This window comes from Frigoribacterium sp. SL97, from assembly GCF_026625765.1.
Lineage (GTDB): Bacteria > Actinomycetota > Actinomycetes > Actinomycetales > Microbacteriaceae > Frigoribacterium.
The window spans coordinates 2,875,997-2,894,425 of the sequence record NZ_CP113062.1 but is presented as its reverse complement, the minus strand read 5'-3'; the positions used below and the strand labels follow the sequence as shown (position 1 = coordinate 2,894,425).

Here is an 18,429-nt window from a genome sequence, read left to right as displayed (position 1 = left end):
GCGTCAGAGGCGGCCGGCCGCCTTGAGCGCGAGGTAGCGGTCGGCGAGGGCGGGGGGCAGGTCGGCCGGCGCTCCGGTCACGACGTCGGCGCCGACCTGACGCAGGGCGGCGGCGACCCGGCCCTGGTCGAGTCGGGCCCGCTCGGCCGAGGCGGCCCGGTAGACCTCGTCGCGGGTGCCCCGTCGCACCACCGTCTCGTCGAGGGCCGGATCGGTGACCGACGCGACGACCACGAGGTGCTGGCGGGTCAGTTGGGGGATCGCCGCCAGCAAGGAGCGGGAGGCGCCGGGGCTGTCGACGGTGGTCGCGAGGACGACGAGCGCCCGACGGGACGTGACCGAGCGGACGAGGGCCGGCACGGCGGCCCAGTCGGTCTCGACCAGTTCGGGCTCGACGGGGGCCATGGTCTCGACCATCGACGAGAGCAGGGCGGGCCCCGTCGCGCCCTGCACCCGACCCCTGACCCGTCGGTCGAAGAGGACGACGTCGACCCGGTCGCCCGCCCGCGAGGCCAACGCCCCGAGCAGCAGTGCCGACTCGAAGGCCGTGTCGAGCCGCGGTTCGTCGTCGATGCGGGCCGCGGAGGTCCGCCCCGTGTCGACCACGACGACCACCCGACGGTCGCGCTCGGGCCGCCAGGTGCGCACGACGAGGTCGTCGCGGCGTGCGGTCGCCCGCCAGTCGATCGAGCGGACGTCGTCCCCTCGCACGTACTCGCGCAGGCTGTCGAACTCGGTGCCCTGGCCGCGGATCATCACGCTCGTGCGCCCGTCGAGTTCTCGGAGACGGGCCAGACGGGACGGCAGGTGCTTGCGCGACGAGAACCGCGGGAGCACGCGGACCGCGCCCGGCACCTCGTGCGTCGCCTGACGACCGGCGAGCCTCAGGGGACCGATCGTGCGGACGGTGACGCCGCCGGCGCGGCGTTCGCCCCGGCGGAACGGGGTCAGCGTGACGGTGAGCGTCGCGGCCCGCCCCGGTCGCAGGGACAGGCGACGGCGGGTCGGGGTCGCTCCGGCCGACGGCTGCCATGCGTCGCGCACGAGTCCGCGCAGCGTGCGTCGGCCGTCGTTCACCACGGTCAGCCGGGCGGGTGCGCTCTCGCCGAGACGGATCGCCCCCGGCAGTTCGCGCCGGATGGTGAGCGACCGGGGCGACGCCGTGAGGGCCACGTCGAGCACCGTCAGCGCGGCGACGACGCCGAGCCAGCCGACGATCGCCCACCCGCTGCCCGTCAGGACGACGGGCACGACGCCGAGCGCGACGAGCACCACGAACCAACCGGTGATCGCCATGGCTAGAGCGGGACCCGGACCTGCTGCAGCACCGAGCGGACGATGGCGTCGGCGTCGACGCCCTCGAGCTCGGCTTCGGGCCGCAGCTGCAGGCGGTGTCGCAGCACGGGCAGGGCCATGGCCTGGACGTGGTCGGGCGTGACGTGGTCGAAGCCGGTCAGCCACGCCCAGGCCTTCGAGGCGGCGAGGAGGGCCGTCGACCCTCGGGGGCTCACGCCGATCTTGACCGACGGGCTCTCGCGCGTGGCCCGGGCCAGGTCGACCATGTAGGCGAGCACGTCGGGGGAGGCACCGACCCGGGCCACCTCCGCTTGGGCGCGGGCGAGGTCGTCGGGCCCGAGGACCGGGGTCACGCCCGCGGCTCGCAGGTCGCGGGGCGAGAAGCCGGCGGCGTGACGGCCGAGCACCTCGACCTCGGCCTCGCGCGGCGGCAGGTCGAGCGTGAGCTTCATCAGGAAGCGGTCGAGCTGGGCCTCGGGCAGCGTGTAGGTGCCCTCGTACTCGACGGGGTTCATGGTGGCCGCGACCAGGAACGGGGTCGGCAACGCGCGACTGACGCCGTCGACCGAGACCTGGCGCTCCTCCATGGCCTCGAGCAGCGCCGACTGCGTCTTGGGAGGCGTGCGGTTGATCTCGTCCGCGAGCAGGACGTTGGTGAACACCGGCCCCGCCCGGAACTCGAACTCGCCCGACTTCGCGTCGTACACGAGCGATCCGGTGATGTCGCCGGGCATCAGGTCGGGCGTGAACTGCACGCGGGCGGTGTCGAGCGAGAGCGAGTGGCTGAGGGCGCGCACGAGAAGGGTCTTGGCCACGCCGGGGACGCCTTCGAGCAGGGCGTGACCCTGGGCCAGCAGGGTCACGATCAGGCCCGTCACGGCACCGTCCTGGGCGACGACGGCCTTGCCCACCTCGGTTCGGACTCGGGCGAAGGTCTGCTGCAGTTCTGAGCTCATCTGGTGGTCTTCTCCGGGGTGGGGGTCGATGCGGGGGCGATCGGACGAGGCAGGGGAGGCGCGGGGCGGGTCACGACGGAGTCGTCGCCCGTCGGACCGCACCCTCGAGGTCGAGCAGGCTGTCGCTCAGCGCGACGAGCTCGCGGTCGTCGACCGGGTCGGCGTCGACGAGCACGTGCCGCAGGCCCCGGGGGTCGGCCGAGATCAGTGCGGCCACCCGGGCGACGATCTCGTCGACCGACGCGGTCGAGGACAGGCCCGTCGTGCGCGCGAGTCGCCCGAGCGTGCCGATGCGGAGCTGGTCGAGGGCATGGCGGCGCTGCCCGGAGCGCTCGTAGAGGCGGGCGCGCCCCTCGGTGGTCTCGGAGGCCTTGACGGTGACCGGCAGCCGCTCGACGACGAGAGCTCCGAGGCGTCGACCCCGCCACACCATCGCGGCCACTCCGGCCAGGAGGAGCACGACCAGCGACGGCGTCACCCATGACGGCGTCAGCGTGGCGAGAGTGCCCTCGCCCTCGGGCAGGTCGCCGGCCGAGGGCAGGTACCAGGTCAGCTCGGAGGACCCGCCGAGCAGCGCGAGTGCGAAGGCCGCGTCGTCGTGCGTCCCGATCGAGCCGTTGGTCAGGGCGTCCGTGGCTCCCAGGACGGACACGCGCGTGTCGCCGTCCTCCAGCTCGACGAGCCCGTAGCCGTCGTCGGTCGGCAGGCAGCGGACGGCGCCGGGGGCGTCGACGTCGTACGCGACGCCCGCGACGTCGACCCGGGACGTCTGCGCGAGGGCCGGTGACGAGCAGGCGGGCCCGGCCGTGCCCTCGTCGACCGGGCCGGTCGACGCGACGCCCGCGGCCACGGCGTCGAGCGCGGCGGGCCCCGGGGCGGGGAGCACGAGGTGGGAGGTCGCCGTGACGAGACGCCCCCACTGGTCGCCGACCAGGAACCCCGAGGCGTCGTCGACGAGGAGCGTGCCGCCACCGGACCCGAGTCGGTCCAGGGTCTCGTCGAGGGTGGTCGTGACGGTCACGTCGACGCCCTGGCGGCCGAGCACCTCGACGAGTGCCTTGGCCCCGCCGGGGGCGGCGTTCGCGGGGCCGAGGGCGCGGCCTTCTCCCGAGCCCGAGCCCACGAGGAGAGCCGCCCCGACGCCGAGGGCCAGGACGAGGGCGAGTGCGACCCAGAACCGGGCACGTCGGACCGACACCGCGACGGTGGGGGTCGAGACGGAGGTGGGCGCCTCGGACGGTGCGGCGGCGGTCACGCGGGCACCCGCCGGGACGAGGTGACGCGCCGGTCGAGCTCCGTGACGGCCCGGTAGTCCTCGTCGGTGCCCGGGCGGTCGAGGTAGCGGACGCCGTCGAAGGCCGTGGCGGCGTCCGCGAAGTCGGCCCGGAGGTCGGGGAAGACGTCGCCCGCCCGGCGGGCCACGTCGCGTGCGGTGGTGCCGGGGGAGACCGCGACGTCGCCCCGCTCGGCCAGCGAACGGGCGATCGCCCGGAAGGCCTCGGCGACGGCGAGCGTCAGATCACCCCGGGAGGCCGCCTCCCGGGCCGCGGCACGCATGGCGTCGGCGTCACGGACGTCGTCGTCGCCGAAGAGGGCGAGGTCACGCGCGGACCGGCGGTTGAGTCGCGGCACCCCGTAGACGAGCAGCACGACCAGGACGACCACCACGACGACCGCGAGCAGCACGATCAACGCGACCGCCGGCGCCCCCTCTGTCCCTCCGAACCGGATCGACCCCAGCCAGTCCCAGAACGCCTGCGCCGCACGGTCGAGCCAGGACGGCTGCGCCGCCACGTACTCGGGCCCGGTGAGCTCGCGCAGGACCTCGCGCCGGGCGTCGTCGGCGTCAGGGGTCAGGGGCGGCCCGGCGGCGAAGGGCAGCGGGCTCACCAGCGCGGTGCTCCCGGGTGCGTCGTCGGCGGGACCGGGGCCTCGGGCGTGCGGTACGGGTCGGGCTGTCCTCCGACCGCCCGCCCGCCGCGCTCGACGTAGCGCACGAGTTCGAGGTCGAGCCCTTCGGTGCGGATGCGTCGGTCGACGTAGACGAGGCCGGCCGACGCCGCCTGCAGCACGGACCCGATCGCGCCGATGACGGCCGTGATGCCGAGGGTGACGGCGTAGGTGCCCGCCGTGAGGGCCAGGAAGGTCGGGTCGGTCACGTCCCCCGTCGGCGCGAGCGTGCCCGTCAACACGCTGAACAGCACCGAGAACGGCGTCGCGACGACCTGCGACGCGACCTGGACCATGAGGAACACCAGGGCGATCACGCCGAAGGTCCGCCAGAAGGAGGCGCGGGTCAGCGACCACGAGCGCCGCACGGCCGCGCCCAGCGTCAGCCGTTCGAGCATGATGGCGCTCGGCACGAGGGCAGTCTTCACGGTCAGCCACACGCCGAGGACGAGGAGGCCCAGGCCGAGGAGGACCGCGAGCACGACGCCGACGGCGATGCTCGGCCCGGAGCCGACGGCCACGCCGACGACGACGACGCCGGCCACGAGCGCCAGCGCCACGACGTAGGCGACCGTGAGCAGGGCGGACCACCCGACGAGCGTGCCGACGCGGCCCTTGGCCATCGCCCAGAGGCCGCCGAGTCGGAGCTTCTCCCCGAGCGTCTGCCGCGAGGTCTCGAGCACGAAGAGCCCCTGCAACAGGGCCGTGACGATCACCTGCAGGGCGATCGGCACGAGGGCCGACGCGGCGACGACGGCGACGGCGCCGGCCAGGACCGCGTCACGGTCCCGGGGGAGGGCCTGCTCGACGCGTCCGAAGGCGAGGAAGGCGCTGCCGCCGGTGATCACCACGGTCACCACGAGCAGGACGACCTGCGACAGCAGGGCCGTGCCGAACGTGGTCCGTGGGTTGCGGCGGAAGACCTGGAACGAGGCACCCAGGATCTCGCCGAAGGTGAGGGGGCGCAGCGGGACGAGGCCCGGCTTCGGCGGCGGAGCCCAGCCGGGTGCCGGCGGGGTGGTGCCGCCCGGGGCGGCCCCCGGGACGGGCCCCGCGGGGAGGGGGCCGGGTGACGTGGGGTCGACGCGCTCGCCCCAGCGCGGCGGGGACGTGTCGCCCCCCGGTGTGCTCCAGGCGTTCGGATCGCTCATGGTCCCCCTGGTCGTCCTGACCGTGAGGTCGTCCTCACGAGTGTGTTCATGTTTCCACACCGGACCGGGCGCTGCCAGCCGACGAGCGCCTCCTGCACTAATCTGTCCTGACGTGCCGCCTCCCGAGCGGCCCAGCCCAGACGGAGAACATGAACCCGCGCATCCTCGTGGTCGACGACGACCCGGCGCTCGCCGAGATGATCGGCATCGTCCTTCGCGCCGACGAGTTCGACCCCCACTTCTGCGGCGACGGCGCGGGTGCCCTCGAGGCCTTCCACGAGGCCTCACCCGACCTCGTCCTGCTCGACCTGATGCTGCCCGGCCTCGACGGCATCGAGGTCTGTCGCCTCATCCGGGCCGAGAGCGGCGTGCCGATCATCATGCTGACGGCGAAGGGCGACACGGCCGACGTGGTCCGCGGGCTCGAGAGCGGGGCCGACGACTACGTGGTCAAGCCGTTCAACCCGAAAGAACTCGTCGCGCGCATCCGCACCCGGCTCCGTCCGGCCACCGAGCCCACGAACGACGTGCTCACGGTGGGCGACCTCCGCCTGGACGTCGCCGCGCACGAGGTTCGGCGCGGCGATACCCCGATCGCCCTGACCCCGCTCGAGTTCGAGCTGCTGCTCGCGCTCGCCTCGAAGCCCCAGCAGGTCTTCACGCGCGAGATGCTGCTCGAACAGGTCTGGGGTTACCACTACAAAGCCGACACCCGTCTGGTGAACGTGCACGTGCAGCGGCTTCGCGCCAAGGTGGAGCACGATCCGGACGCGCCCCGCATCGTCACGACCGTGCGCGGCGTCGGGTACCGCGCCGGCGCGGGTTCGTAGCCCGGTCGGGTGGCGCTCGTGTCGACGGTCGCGGGGCCCGACCAGGGCGGGCCCGTCCGCTCGGGCGGACCGTGGTCGTGGCGGGCACCGGCGTGGCGCACGTGGCCGACCCGGGTGGTCGGCTTCTGGCGGTCGTCGTTGTCGTTCCGCACCGTCGCGCTCACGGTGGTGCTGTCGACCGTCGCCGTGACCGTGATCGGCACGCTCATCTCGGTGACGATCGGCACGAGCCTCTACGACCAGCGCCGGGAGCAGGTCGAGGCCGAGAGCGTCCGGGCGACGCTCCTCGCGCAGAACATCTTCGACTCGGCCACCGCCACCGAGGACGCCAACCAGGTCGAGCTCGACGCGCTGCAGAACGAGGCCCAGACCGCCATCCTGGGTTCGACCTCGAGCCCGGGCGGGACGAGCATCGCGATCCTCCGGACGCCGGGGCAGAACAGCCCGCAGACAATCCAGAACATCGCCAGCCCCGACTTCCCCGACTCCGTGATCTCGCCGGCCCTCCGCGAGGCGGTGGCGGCGGACGACGAGCGTCTCTCGATGCAGTCGGTGTCGCTCCCTCCGACCTCGCAGGGCGGGGGCTCGCCGGGCATCGCGGTCGGCTCGACCCTGCAGGTGCCCACCGCGGGCCAGTACGAGCTCTACCTCGTCTACGACCTCAGCGACGCGCAGGCCACGCTCGACCTCATGCAACGGACCCTCGGCATCGGCTCGCTGGCACTCGTGCTGTTGATCGCGGCGATCACCTACCTCGTCGTCCGCCTGGTCGTGGGGCCGATCCGCACGGCGGCCGAGACCAGCCAGAAGATCGCGGCCGGCCACCTGGAAGAACGCATCCCCGAGAAGGGGCAGGACGTCGTGGCCACGCTCGGGCGCTCCTTCAACGGGATGGCCGACGCCATGCAACGCCAGATCTCGCAGCTGGCCGAGCTGTCGCGCGTCCAGCAACGCTTCGTGAGCGACGTCTCGCACGAGTTGCGCACGCCGCTGACCACGATCCGGCTGGCCGGCGACGTCCTCTACGACCAGCGCACGTCGTTCACGCCCTCGGCCGCCCGGACGGCCGAGCTGCTGCACACCCAGGTCGACCGGTTCGAGCTGCTCCTCGCCGATCTGCTCGAGATCTCGCGGTTCGACGCCGGTGCCGTCGAGCTGGACACCGAGCCCGTCACGGTCGTCCGTCTCGTCGAGGACGGTGTCGACGAGTTCGGGCCGCTCGCAGACGGGTCCGGCAGCGTCGTCTCGGTCGTCGCCCGGGGCGGGTACTTCGAGGCCGAGATCGACCCGCGGCGGCTGCGCCGCATCCTGCGCAACTTGCTGGGCAACGCCATCGAACACGGCGAGGGGCGGCCGATCGAGGTCGAGGTCGACAGCGACGCCACGGCCGTCGCGGTGTCCGTCCGCGACCACGGTGTGGGCATGAGCCCGGCCGATGCCTCGCGCGTGTTCGACCGGTTCTGGCGGGCCGATCCCTCTCGCCGGCGCACCATCGGGGGCACCGGGTTGGGCCTGGCGATCAGCCTCGAGGACGCGGCACTGCACGGCGGCCGGCTCGAGGTATGGTCCGAGCCGGGCTCGGGCAGCCGGTTCGTCGTCACCCTGCCCCGCGTGGCGGGCGGTCGCATCGAGGGGCGCCCCTGCCGGTCGTGCCGCCGGACCGTCGGGGCGAGACGACCGTGCCGGTGACGGGCGAACCGTGGTCGGGTTCGGTCCCGGTGGCCGAGACGCCGGGCGTGCCGATCCCGTCGCCGTCATCGGGGGGTGCCGACGATGACTGATCCACGACGGAACGCCCGGCGGGGCCGCCGGTCCGTGGTGCTGGCGGTCCTCGTGGGCGCCGCGATCACCCTGACCGGGTGCGTCGGAATCCCGGACGCCGGTCAGGTGCAGCAGGGCGACACCGTCAGCGACGACGTCGTCAGCGACTTCGTGTTCCGGCCCAACGGGCCGGTCGCCGGCAGTTCGCAAGAGAGACTGCTGCGCGATTTCCTCTCGGCGGGCACCGGGTCCCAGGACAACTACGGGGTGGCCCGGCAGTTCCTCAGCACCGGCTTCGCCGACGAGTGGGAGCCGCGGGCCAGCGTCACCATCAGGCCCGGGGTCGGGTCGACCTCGCGGGTCGGGGAGTCGACGCTCGACTACGCGTTCGTGGGCTCGGCGACGGTCGACTCGGCGGGGCACTACACGCCGGCCACGTCCTCCACGACGACGTCCCTGGCGTTCTCCTTCGTCCGCGAGGGCGGCGAGTGGCGCATCAGCGACGCCCCCGACGGCATCGTCCTCTCGCCGGCCACGTTCGACTCGGTCTTCCGGTCGCACGCCGCCTACTTCTACGACCCCACCTTCACCTATCTCGTGCCCGACGAGCGGTGGTTCCTCGCACGGTCGTCGACGAGCACGCGCCTCGCGACGGCCCTGCTCGACGGACCGTCGGACTGGCTGCAGGGTGCCGTCGTCTCGGCCTTCCCCGAGGGCACCCAGCTGTCGTTGACGGCCATCACGGTCGACGACGGGACGGCCCGCGTCGACCTCACCGCCGACGCCCTCGAGGCGACCCCCGCCGCCCGGGCCCGGATGCAGGCGCAGCTGCTGGCGAGCTTCTCGACCCTCGCGACCGTGACCGCCGTCGAGCTCAGCGTCGAGGGCGCGCCTCTGACCGTGCCGGCCATGCAGCAGCCCGTGCCGGTGCGCGACCCCGCGGTCGACGCCCGGCCCCTCGTGCTGGCCGACGGCGTGCTGGGATTCGCCACCACGAGCGCCACGAGCCAGCTCCCGGGCCTCTCGGACGCGGTGGAGGCGCTCCGCCCCCGGTCGGTCGAGCTGTCCGCAGACCAGACGACCGCCGCCGTCGGCACCTCGTCGGGCGCGTACGCGGTCACCTCTCAGGGAGGAGCCCGGTTGGTCGACGCCCGGACCGGACTCGTCGCCCCCTCGCTCGACGACGCGGGATTCGTCTGGTCGCTCGTCGCCGACGACCCGACGAGCCTCACGGCGTACGCCCTCGACGGCACGCCCCACCCGGTGGTGACGTCGCTGCCGGCGGGGCCGAGCGTCAACACCTTCCGCATCTCGCGCGACGGCACCCGCGCGTTGCTGCTGCTCGACGACCAGGGCGAGTCGCGCCTCCTCGTGGCCGCCGTCGTGCGGGACGCCGACGGGGTCCCGCTCCGGCTGGGCCCGACCCTCGAACTGTCGGCTCCGGACGGCGCCCCCGTCGACGCGACCTGGGCGGATCAACTGACCGTCGCCGTCCTGACCACCGTCGGGGAGTCGTCACGGGTGACGATGTCCGAGGTCGGCGGGGACTCCTCGAGCGCCGGCCGTCCGTCGGGCGAGGCGGTCGCGATCGTCGGGGGCAACGGCTTCGACCGACTGCTGCTGCTGGGTGCCGACGGCGACGTGCTCGAACCCAGGGGCAGCAGCTGGCAGGCCACGGGGTTGACGGCCGACCTGGTGGCGACCCAGCGCTGACGCCCCGGGTCGCCTCCTCCCCAGGGCAGGTGGGGGGTAGGTCGTCCCCCTGCGACGACGGAGGCGCGGCGTGCGCACCCGGGGGAGTCCACGCTGTCGGTGTGCCCCGGTCGCCTCGTCCCCGTCCCGCCGTCGATGCGCGGGACGCCCTGGTGCGGGCCGTCCGCGAGGCGCTGTCCGTCGTGTCGCCCGTCTCGTGCGCGGGCTGCCACGCTCCGGACGTCGGCCTGTGCCGCGACTGCCGGGGCCGGCTCGTCCCCGAGGTCGTCCGGATCGACCTCCCCGACGGGCTGACCGTCTTCGCCGGACTCGTCTACGCCTTCGAGGCGCGGGGCGTCGTGTTGGCCTTCAAGAACGGCGGACGCGTGCGCCTGGCCGAGGTGCTCGCCCCGGCTCTTGGTGCCGCCCTCCGATCCTGTGCCGGTCAGGTGACGGCCGAGGAGGCGCCCGTCGGGGACGCACGCCCGGGGGATCGGTCGCTGCTGGTCGTCCCGGTGCCGGCGTCCCGACGGGGGCGGCGTCGGCGGGGCTACGACCCGGTCGACCTGGTGCTGCGTCGGCTCGGTCTCGTGGTGGGCTCGCGCGTCCTCGTGCCGACGGCGCGGGCCGGCGGCGGACAGAAGGGCCGCGACCGACAGCAGCGTCTGAGGGACCGCGAGGGCAGCCTCCGCGCCACCCGCGATCTCACGGGGTCGCAGGTGGTCCTCGTCGACGACGTCGTGACGACCGGGGGCACCCTCCAGGAGGCGCGTCGTGCGCTGGTCGCCCGGGGCGCGATCGTGGTCGGTGCGGCGTGCGTGGCCGCCACCCCGTCGGGCTCGGGCGCCGGTCGCCCCTGAGCGAACGGTGAACGGTGCGTGACACGGGGGTGTCCGGGTGGCTACGGTGGGGCGAAAGGCGTGAAAGGACATCCGCCTGGCTGACAGGCGGCACGTCGATAGCCACAGGAGGTCGTCATGGAAATTTCCGTCACGGGTCGAAACGTCGGCATCACCGATCGTTTCCGCGAGTACGCCACCGAGAAGGCAGACAAGGTCGCCGCGCTGGCCACGAAGGCCCTCGCCCTCGAGGTCAAGGTGTCGCGGCACCACGAGAAGTCCGGTGGGCAGGCGGGCGACGACCGGGTCGAGATCACGCTGATCGGCCCCGGCCCCCTCGTGCGGGCCGAGTCCACGGCCGCCGATAAGTACGCGGCGTTCGACCTCGCGATCGGTCGGCTCCTCGAACGGGTGCGCCGGGCGAAGGACCGGCAGAAGATCCATCGCGGGCAACACCGACCGACGTCGCTGCGCGAGGCGGCCACGGCCGACTTCAGCGGCGTGGGTGTCACCCCCGCCGCGGCGGAGACGCTCGACCAGGTCCGCACCGGGGCCGTGACGGTGGTGGGCGACGAGGCCCCCGCCGACGAACTCGAAGAGGAGTACTGCCCCGTGGTCATCCGCGAGAAGGTCTTCGCGTCGACGCCCATGTCGGTCGACGACGCGCTCTACTACATGGAGCTCGTCGGCCACGACTTCTACCTCTTCATCGACGCCGAGACCGAGCGTCCGAGCGTCGTGTACCGCCGCAAGGGCTGGGACTACGGCGTGATCGGGCTCGACCAGGACTCGCCCGACCTGCAAGAGACGGCGACGGCCCTGCGGGCGGGTCTGGCGAGCTGACCTCCTGACCCACCGGGTGGCCGACACCCCGGGAGGCGCGGGCACGTCCCTGTCGCCTCCCAGGGGGTCGGCCACTACGCTTGCTACGATCGTGGGCCGGTCCAGGACGGACCTTCGACACCTCGGTGCTCCGATGCGGATCACCTCAGCGAGACCGCGGAGCGTTCCGCGGGTTCGACCGAACACATGGGAGCACACCAGTGGCCAACGTCCTCGAGAAGGTCCTCCGCGTCGGCGAGGGCCGCACACTGCGCAAGCTGAAGGCCTACGCCAAGGCGGTCAACGAGCTCGAGGACGACTTCACGACCCTCACCGACGACGAGCTGCGCAACGAGACCGTCGAGCTGCGCGAGCGGTACGCGTCGGGTGAGTCGCTCGACGACCTCCTGCCCGAGGCCTTCGCTGCCGTCCGCGAGGCGTCCAAGCGCACCCTGGGCCTCCGGCACTTCGACGTGCAGCTGATGGGTGGCGCGGCCCTGCACCTCGGCAACATCGCCGAGATGAAGACCGGTGAGGGCAAGACGCTCGTCGCCACCACGGCGGCGTACCTGAACGCCATCGCGTCGCGCGGCGTGCACGTCATCACGGTCAACGACTTCCTCGCCAGCTACCAGTCCGAGCTCATGGGGCGCGTCTTCCGGGCGCTCGGCATGACGACCGGCTGCATCCTGTCGGGCCAGACCCCGGCCGAGCGTCGCGAGATGTACGCCGCCGACATCACGTACGGCACCAACAACGAGTTCGGCTTCGACTACCTCCGCGACAACATGGCCTGGCAGGCGCAGGACATGGTGCAGCGTGGCCACTTCTTCGCGATCGTCGACGAGGTCGACTCGATCTTGATCGACGAGGCCCGCACGCCGCTGATCATCTCGGGCCCGTCGTCGGGCGAGGCCAACCGGTGGTTCACCGAGTTCGCCACGGTCGCCCGGCGCCTCGTCGCGGGCACCGACTACGAGGTCGACGAGAAGAAGCGCACCGTCGGGGTCCTCGAACCCGGCATCGAGAAGGTCGAGGACTACCTCGGCATCGACAACCTGTACGAGTCGGCGAACACCCCGCTCATCTCGTTCCTCAACAACGCCATCAAGGCCGACGCGCTGTTCAAGCGCGACAAGGACTACGTCGTCATCAACGGCGAGGTCCTGATCGTCGACGAGCACACGGGTCGCATCCTCAGCGGTCGCCGCTACAACGAGGGCATCCACCAGGCCATCGAGGCGAAAGAGGGCGTTACGGTCAAGGCCGAGAACCAGACCCTCGCGACGGTCACCCTCCAGAACTACTTCCGCCTCTACAAGAAGCTCTCCGGCATGACCGGTACGGCCGAGACCGAGGCCGCCGAGTTCATGAGCACCTACAAGCTCGGCGTCGTGCCCATCCCGACGAACCGTCCGATGCAGCGCATCGACCAGACCGACCTCGTCTACAAGAACGAGACGAGCAAGTTCGACCAGGTCGTCGAAGACATCGTCGAGCGGCACGAGAAGGGCCAGCCCGTGCTGGTCGGCACGACCAGCGTCGAGAAGAGCGAGTACCTCTCGCGACTGCTCGCCAAGAAGGGCGTCAAGCACGAGGTGCTCAACGCCAAGAACCACGCTCGAGAGGCCGCCATCGTGGCCCAGGCCGGTCGCGCCGGCGCCGTGACCGTCGCCACCAACATGGCCGGTCGCGGGACGGACATCATGCTCGGCGGCAACGCCGAGTTCCTCGCCGTCGCCGAGATGAACGCCAAGGGTCTCAGCCCGGTGGACACCCCCGACGAGTACGAGGCCGCGTGGGACGACGTCTTCGCCGCCCAGAAGGCCGCCGTGCAAGAAGAAGCCGACAAGGTCATCGACGCCGGCGGGTTGTACGTCCTCGGCACCGAGCGCCACGAGTCGCGACGGATCGACAACCAGCTGCGCGGTCGGTCGGGTCGTCAGGGCGACCCCGGTGAGAGCCGTTTCTACCTGTCGTTGACCGACGACCTGATGCGCCTGTTCAACTCGGGCGCCGCCGAGTCGTTGATGGGTCGCGGCAACGTGCCCGACGACCTCGCCATCGAGAACAAGATCGTGGGGCGGGCCATCCGCTCGGCCCAGTCGCAGGTCGAGTCGCGCAACGCCGAGATCCGCAAGAACGTCCTCAAGTACGACGACGTCCTCAACCGTCAGCGCGAGGCCATCTATGGTGACCGTCGCCACATCCTCGAGGGCGACGACCTCAAGGACCGCAGCCAGAAGTTCCTCGAGGACGTCGTCAACGAGGTCATCGACCAGCACACGGGTGACGGCAGCCCCGACGACTGGGACCTCGACGCCCTCTGGACCGAACTCGGCACCCTGTACCCGATCTCGATCACCATCGACGAGGTCATCACCGAGGCCGGCTCGAAGGGCAAGGCGACCCGGGCGTTCCTCGGGCAGGAGATCCTCTCCGACGCCAAGGTCGCCTACGAGGCGCGCACCGAGACCCTCGGCGAGCCCGCCATGCGCGAACTCGAGCGTCGGGTCGTGCTGTCGGTCATCGACCGTCGCTGGCGCGACCACCTCTACGAGATGGACTACCTGAAGGACGGCATCGGTCTCCGCGCGATGGCCCAGAGAGACCCGCTCGTCGAGTACCAGCGCGAGGGCTACGCCCTGTTCCAGAGCATGATGGGCCAGATCCGCGAAGAGACCGTGGGCTTCCTGTTCAACCTCGAGGTCGAGGTGCAGGGCCAGGTCGGCGCCACCGAGGCACCGGTCATCGCGGCCAAGGGGCTCGAGGCCGAGAAGCAACCGCAGGCCCAGCTGGCCTACTCGGCTCCCAACATCGACGGCGAGGTCGAGGTGCGCAACCAGCGCGGTCAGCTCGAGAAGGGTGCGACCGCGAAGGCCCAGAAGGCTCAGGACGAAGCCGAGCGTTCCGATTCGCCCGAGATCGCGGCGGCTCGCGCCTCCGGTGGCCCGGCGGCACGGCAGGCCGACGACGGCAAGGTCGGCGCCTTCGGCCAGAAGACCGCCGGCGGCGAGGCTCCGGTGAACCGGGCCGATCGCCGAGCGGCGGGTAAGAAGACCCGCTGACCGAGTCGTCCGAACGACTATCGACGCGCCCCCGAGCCTGGCTCGGGGGCGCGTCGTCCGTCGGCGGTGACCGGGCCGACCCTCAGAGCACGTGCACGGCCGCTGCTCTCCACCGGCTGTCGTAGGTCTCGAGTCGGACGGCGACCGCTCGGCTCCGAGCGCGGCCGTGCACGACGACGACGGATTCGATCACCCCGTCCGCGGGCGAACTCGACCGGATGCCGCCGATCGTGAACACCGGTCGCCGAGCACGCATGCCGTGTGCGGACCGGGCCCGGGCGGCCAGGACGACCCGCTTGTGCAGGGTGCGGTAGACGTCCTCGGTGACCCACCGCGAGACCTGGTCGAGTTCTCGTGCCCCGGCCAGGATCTCGACGACGCAGCGGACCAGGTTCTCGACGAGCAGGTCCGGATCGTCCGGGAAGGGGGACCCGGACGAGGTGCCGCCACGAGGGACCGTGCGGACGGCAGGTCGGGGACCGGATGGTCGACCCTCCGACGGCCCACCCCCGGGCACGGGGTCGGTCGGGCCCGGGTTCGCGAGCGGCGGGACGGGCCTCAGATGCGGCCGAGGCGGTGCGGTGGGCCCCTGGGGCTCGACGAGGGCGAGGGCGTGGTGGTTCGAGGGCATGGGCAGTCTTCCTGTTCACGTGCGTCCGGGCATGACTAGAAGATATGACATGTGAGATTGCAAAACCAGACCGACTCGACGGTCTGTGGAGAAGCGGTGGTCGGGTCCTCCCGCCGGGGAGTGGCCGACGTCGCCGGACGGACCGTCGACCTAGACTGGGCGGGTGTCGACGCTCAGTGATCTCGTTCTCGCCCAGGGCCTCTCGAGCGAGGTGGACGTCGAGTGGTTGCACCTGCTGGTGGGGGACTGGCAGCTGCTCGCCGACCTCGCCTTCGCGGACATCGTCCTCTGGGTCCCCACGCAGACCGACAGCTTCGTCGCCGTCGCCCACGCCCGGCCCTCGAGTTCGGCCACGCTCTTCTACCGCGACTTCGTCGGACAAGAGGTGCGGCCCGAGTGGCGCGAGCAGATCGAGCAGGCGTTCACGACGACCCGCATCGTCGACTCGGCCGCACCCGACTGGTACGAAGAGACGCCCACGCGCGTCCGGGCCGTGCCCGTGCTCCGCCGCCTGGGGGCCAGCCGGCCCGACGTGACCGACGCACCGATCGCCATCATCACGAGGCACACGAACCTCAGCGAGGCGCGCACGCCGAGCCGTCAAGAACTGACCTTCAACCAGTGCTCCAACGACCTCTTCGCCATGATCGCCGCCGGCGACTTCCCCGACCTGGGGGCGCCGACGGGTCCGCGACGGGGCGCACCCCGCGCCTCCGACGGGCTGCTGCGCCTCGACGTCGACGGCATGGTCACGTTCGCCAGCCCCAACGGCCTGTCGGCCTTCAACCGCATGGGGTTCGCCGGCGAGCTCGAAGGCGAGTCGCTGGCCGAGGTCACCACCGGCCTGCTCGCGGGCAAGCTCGTGATCGACGAGTCCCTGCCGTTGGTCGTCACGGGCCGGGCGCCCTGGCGCACCGACATCGAGGCGCGCGGGGTCACGGTGTCGCTGCGCGCGATCCCGCTGCGTGACCGTGGTGAGCGCGTCGGGGCGATCGTCCTCTGTCGCGACGTGACCGAGTTGCGTCACCAAGAGCGCGAGCTGATCACCAAGGACGCCACGATCCGCGAGATCCACCACCGGGTCAAGAACAACCTGCAGACCGTCGCCTCGCTGCTGCGCATCCAGGCACGTCGTACCCACACCGACGTCGCCCGTGAGGCACTGACGCAGGCCATGCGCCGAGTGCAGTCGATCGCCGTCGTGCACGACACGCTGTCCGAGGGGCTCAGCCAGAACGTCGACTTCGACACCGTCTTCGACCGGGTCCTCATGCTGATCGCCGAGGTCGCGTCGAGTCACAACACGACGGTCCGCCCCACCATGACGGGCAGTTTCGGTGCCCTGCCGAGCGAGTACGCGACGCCCCTGGCCCTCGCCCTGACCGAACTCGTGACGAACGCCGTCGAGCACGGCCTCGACGGTCGCGACGGCGAGGTCGAGATCGTCGCCGACCGTCGGGCGGAAGAGTTGACGGTCAAGGTGCGCGACAACGGGGTCGGGCTGCCCGAGGGCAAGGTCGGCTCGGGGCTCGGCACCCAGATCGTCCGCACGCTGATCCAGGGCGAACTCGGTGGCACCATCGACTGGCACACCCTCGTCGGCAACGGCACCGAGGTCACCATCGAGATCCCGTTCCGCTGGCTCACCCAGCCCTGAGCCACAGCGGAGGCCGGCGACGACCCCGCCCCGGACGCGACGAAGCCCGGCACCTGCGATCAGGTGCCGGGCTTCGTCATCGGCCCCGAGGGCCGGAGGTCGACCGCAGCGGGCGGTCGACGGTCGATCAGCTGGCGCGGCGGGCGCGGGCCGCGCGACGCTTGAGCGCGCGACGCTCGTCTTCGCTCAGACCGCCCCAGACGCCGGAGTCCTGCGAGGTCTCGAGCGCGTACTGCAGGCAGGTCTCGGTCACGGTGCAGCGGCCGCACACGGCCTTGGCCTTGTCGATCTGGTCGACGGCGGGACCCGTGTTGCCGACGGGGAAGAAGAGCTCCGGGTCAGCCTGCAGGCAAGCGGCTTTGTCGCGCCAATCCATCGATGGGTACTCCTTAAAAGTGCAGAACCAGGCACGTCGAAGCGCCTGGTTCGGGATGGGGAAAGAGAAGAATTCGGGAGGCGCGCACCGCAATGTGCGCGTCACTTCGACCTCGAATATGGTCGCATACTGGTACGGCCAAATCAAGGATTTTTCGGAGGCTCACACGTGACCACAGCAGGCCCGGACGGCGCCCGAGACGAGACCGGTCGGTCTGCCGAGACCCGTCGACCCGCACTGCTCTGGGTCGTGATCGTGCTGCTCTCCGCCGAGTTCCTGCTGGTCGCCGCAACGGCGGCTTTCTTGCTCGTCGAGCTGCTCGTCGCCCGTCCCGACTCGTACCCGTCGGCCGTCGCGATCTTCGTCCTGACCCTGCTGGCGACCGCCTGGCTCGGGTCCATCGTGGTTGGCGCCCTGCGCGGCCGGGCCTGGATCAGGGGAGCGGCGATCGTGTGGCAGGTGCTGCAGTTCGCGGTCGGCATCGGCAGCCTGCAGGGCGTCTTCGCCAACCCGACCATCGGCCTCGCGCTCCTCGCGCCGGCCGTCGCCGTCGTGGTCCTGCTGCTCGTGCCGTCGGTCGTCGCGGCCACCTCGGCCCGCGACTCGGACCCCCACGTCTACTGACCGACCCGCCCGCCGCCGTCGCGAGACGACACGCAGGAGGCGCGGTGCCGGTCCTCGAGACCGGCGCCGCGCCTCCTGCGCTCCTCGTCGCCGAAGGGGTCAGTCGAGGCCGAGCTTCTTGCGGAGCGACGCCACGTGCCCCGTCGCCTTCACGTTGTACAGCGGCAGCTCGACGGCGCCCTGCTCGTCGACCACGAACGTCGAACGGATCGTGCCCGTCACGATGCGCCCGTAGTTGTTCTTCTCGCCGTAGGCGCCGTACGCCTGGTGCACCGTCAGCTCGGGGTCGCTGAGCAGCGGGAAGTTCAGCCCCTGCTCGTCCTTGAACTCCTGCAGGGCGGCGGGCTCGTCCTTCGAGACGCCCAGCACCTGGTAGCCCGACGACTTCAGCGAGTTGATGTTGTCGCGGAAGTCACACGCCTCCGTCGTGCAGCCCGGCGTCGACGCCGCCGGGTAGAAGTACACGATGACCTTCTGCCCCGAGTAATCCGCCAGCGAGACGGGCGAACCGTTCTCGTCGTCGAGGGTGAACGTCGGCGCGGCAGCGCCCTTCTCGAGCTTCGTGGACATGGTGCTCCGATCTGCGGGCGCCACGGACGGCGCCGATGGTTCTGAGTGGGTCGGATCTCATGCTAGTGTTGACCGTCGTTGCGAGAGATCGCAGCACGCACCTCTAGCTCAATTGGCAGAGCAACTGACTCTTAATCAGTGGGTTCTCGGTTCAAGTCCGAGGGGGTGCACGAAAGAATTGGGTCCCCCGTGTTCTGCAGTCGCAG

The 18,429-nt window shown here is 71.7% G+C and carries 16 protein-coding genes and 1 tRNA gene; 9 read left to right on the top strand and 8 right to left on the bottom strand.

Going from position 1 to position 18,429, the window contains the following annotated elements; translation table 11 throughout:
- Positions 1-3: 3 nt before the first annotated feature.
- The 5 genes from OVA02_RS14165 to OVA02_RS14145 all read right to left on the bottom strand — a co-directional run bounded on the left by OVA02_RS14165 (position 4) and on the right by OVA02_RS14145 (position 5,353).
- On the bottom strand, positions 4-1,296 hold the full coding sequence (locus OVA02_RS14165; protein WP_056046297.1) for a DUF58 domain-containing protein: 1,293 nt from the start codon (positions 1,294-1,296) through the stop codon (positions 4-6).
- Between the two features lie 2 nt (positions 1,297-1,298).
- A complete protein-coding gene (locus OVA02_RS14160; protein WP_056046296.1) occupies positions 1,299-2,252 on the bottom strand; it encodes an AAA family ATPase in 954 nt (317 codons plus the stop codon).
- A 70-nt stretch (positions 2,253-2,322) separates the two neighbouring features.
- Complete coding sequence (locus OVA02_RS14155; RefSeq protein WP_056046289.1) at positions 2,323-3,507, bottom strand: DUF4350 domain-containing protein; 1,185 nt, start codon at positions 3,505-3,507, stop codon at positions 2,323-2,325.
- Complete coding sequence (locus OVA02_RS14150) at positions 3,504-4,142, bottom strand: DUF4129 domain-containing protein (RefSeq protein WP_056046287.1); 639 nt, start codon at positions 4,140-4,142, stop codon at positions 3,504-3,506. The genes OVA02_RS14155 and OVA02_RS14150 overlap by 4 nt, the downstream gene beginning before the upstream one ends.
- The gene (locus OVA02_RS14145; protein ID WP_159826195.1) at positions 4,139-5,353 is read right to left on the bottom strand and encodes a hypothetical protein; all 1,215 of its coding nucleotides are present in this window, start codon (positions 5,351-5,353) and stop codon (positions 4,139-4,141) included. The genes OVA02_RS14150 and OVA02_RS14145 overlap by 4 nt, the downstream gene beginning before the upstream one ends.
- A 149-nt stretch (positions 5,354-5,502) precedes the next feature.
- Between OVA02_RS14145 and mtrA the strand changes: the two genes are divergently transcribed.
- The 6 genes from mtrA to secA all read left to right on the top strand — a co-directional run bounded on the left by mtrA (position 5,503) and on the right by secA (position 14,365).
- Entirely contained in the window at positions 5,503-6,183 is a 681-nt protein-coding gene (gene mtrA, locus OVA02_RS14140; RefSeq protein ID WP_043594311.1) for an MtrAB system response regulator MtrA, read from the top strand.
- A gap of 9 nt (positions 6,184-6,192) precedes the next feature.
- Positions 6,193-7,872, top strand: a complete 1,680-nt coding sequence (gene mtrB, locus OVA02_RS14135) for an MtrAB system histidine kinase MtrB (RefSeq protein WP_267658719.1) — start codon at positions 6,193-6,195, stop codon at positions 7,870-7,872.
- Positions 7,873-7,956: 84 nt separating this feature from the next.
- Positions 7,957-9,657: an LpqB family beta-propeller domain-containing protein gene (locus OVA02_RS14130; protein ID WP_267658718.1), complete on the top strand. Its 1,701-nt coding sequence runs from the start codon at positions 7,957-7,959 to the stop codon at positions 9,655-9,657.
- A 101-nt stretch (positions 9,658-9,758) separates the two neighbouring features.
- The gene (locus OVA02_RS14125) at positions 9,759-10,496 is read left to right on the top strand and encodes a ComF family protein (RefSeq protein ID WP_267658717.1); all 738 of its coding nucleotides are present in this window, start codon (positions 9,759-9,761) and stop codon (positions 10,494-10,496) included.
- A gap of 117 nt (positions 10,497-10,613) precedes the next feature.
- A complete protein-coding gene (gene hpf, locus OVA02_RS14120; protein ID WP_056046276.1) occupies positions 10,614-11,318 on the top strand; it encodes a ribosome hibernation-promoting factor, HPF/YfiA family in 705 nt (234 codons plus the stop codon).
- 200 nt (positions 11,319-11,518) lie between these two features.
- A complete protein-coding gene (gene secA, locus OVA02_RS14115) occupies positions 11,519-14,365 on the top strand; it encodes a preprotein translocase subunit SecA (RefSeq protein ID WP_123570411.1) in 2,847 nt (948 codons plus the stop codon).
- 82 nt (positions 14,366-14,447) lie between these two features.
- On the opposite strand, the gene OVA02_RS14110 is transcribed toward secA, so the two are convergent.
- Positions 14,448-14,996, bottom strand: a complete 549-nt coding sequence (locus OVA02_RS14110; RefSeq protein WP_267658716.1) for an Rv3235 family protein — start codon at positions 14,994-14,996, stop codon at positions 14,448-14,450.
- 163 nt (positions 14,997-15,159) lie between these two features.
- Here OVA02_RS14110 and OVA02_RS14105 point away from each other — a divergent pair, with 163 nt between their 5' ends.
- Complete coding sequence (locus tag OVA02_RS14105) at positions 15,160-16,653, top strand: sensor histidine kinase (RefSeq protein ID WP_173151150.1); 1,494 nt, start codon at positions 15,160-15,162, stop codon at positions 16,651-16,653.
- 127 nt (positions 16,654-16,780) lie between these two features.
- Here OVA02_RS14105 and OVA02_RS14100 read toward each other — a convergent pair whose 3' ends face one another.
- A complete protein-coding gene (locus tag OVA02_RS14100) occupies positions 16,781-17,029 on the bottom strand; it encodes a WhiB family transcriptional regulator (RefSeq protein WP_043594001.1) in 249 nt (82 codons plus the stop codon).
- A gap of 168 nt (positions 17,030-17,197) precedes the next feature.
- Here OVA02_RS14100 and OVA02_RS14095 point away from each other — a divergent pair, with 168 nt between their 5' ends.
- Positions 17,198-17,653, top strand: coding sequence for a hypothetical protein (locus OVA02_RS14095; protein WP_200412244.1), 456 nt, complete (start codon positions 17,198-17,200; stop codon positions 17,651-17,653).
- Between the two features lie 99 nt (positions 17,654-17,752).
- Here the strand turns inward: OVA02_RS14095 and bcp are convergent, their stop codons facing one another.
- Positions 17,753-18,223 (bottom strand): thioredoxin-dependent thiol peroxidase, encoded by a 471-nt coding sequence (gene bcp / locus OVA02_RS14090; protein WP_123570409.1) that lies wholly within the window; start codon positions 18,221-18,223, stop codon positions 17,753-17,755.
- A gap of 97 nt (positions 18,224-18,320) precedes the next feature.
- Between bcp and OVA02_RS14085 the strand changes: the two genes are divergently transcribed.
- Positions 18,321-18,393: transfer RNA gene (locus OVA02_RS14085), tRNA-Lys, on the top strand.
- Positions 18,394-18,429 lie beyond the last annotated feature (36 nt).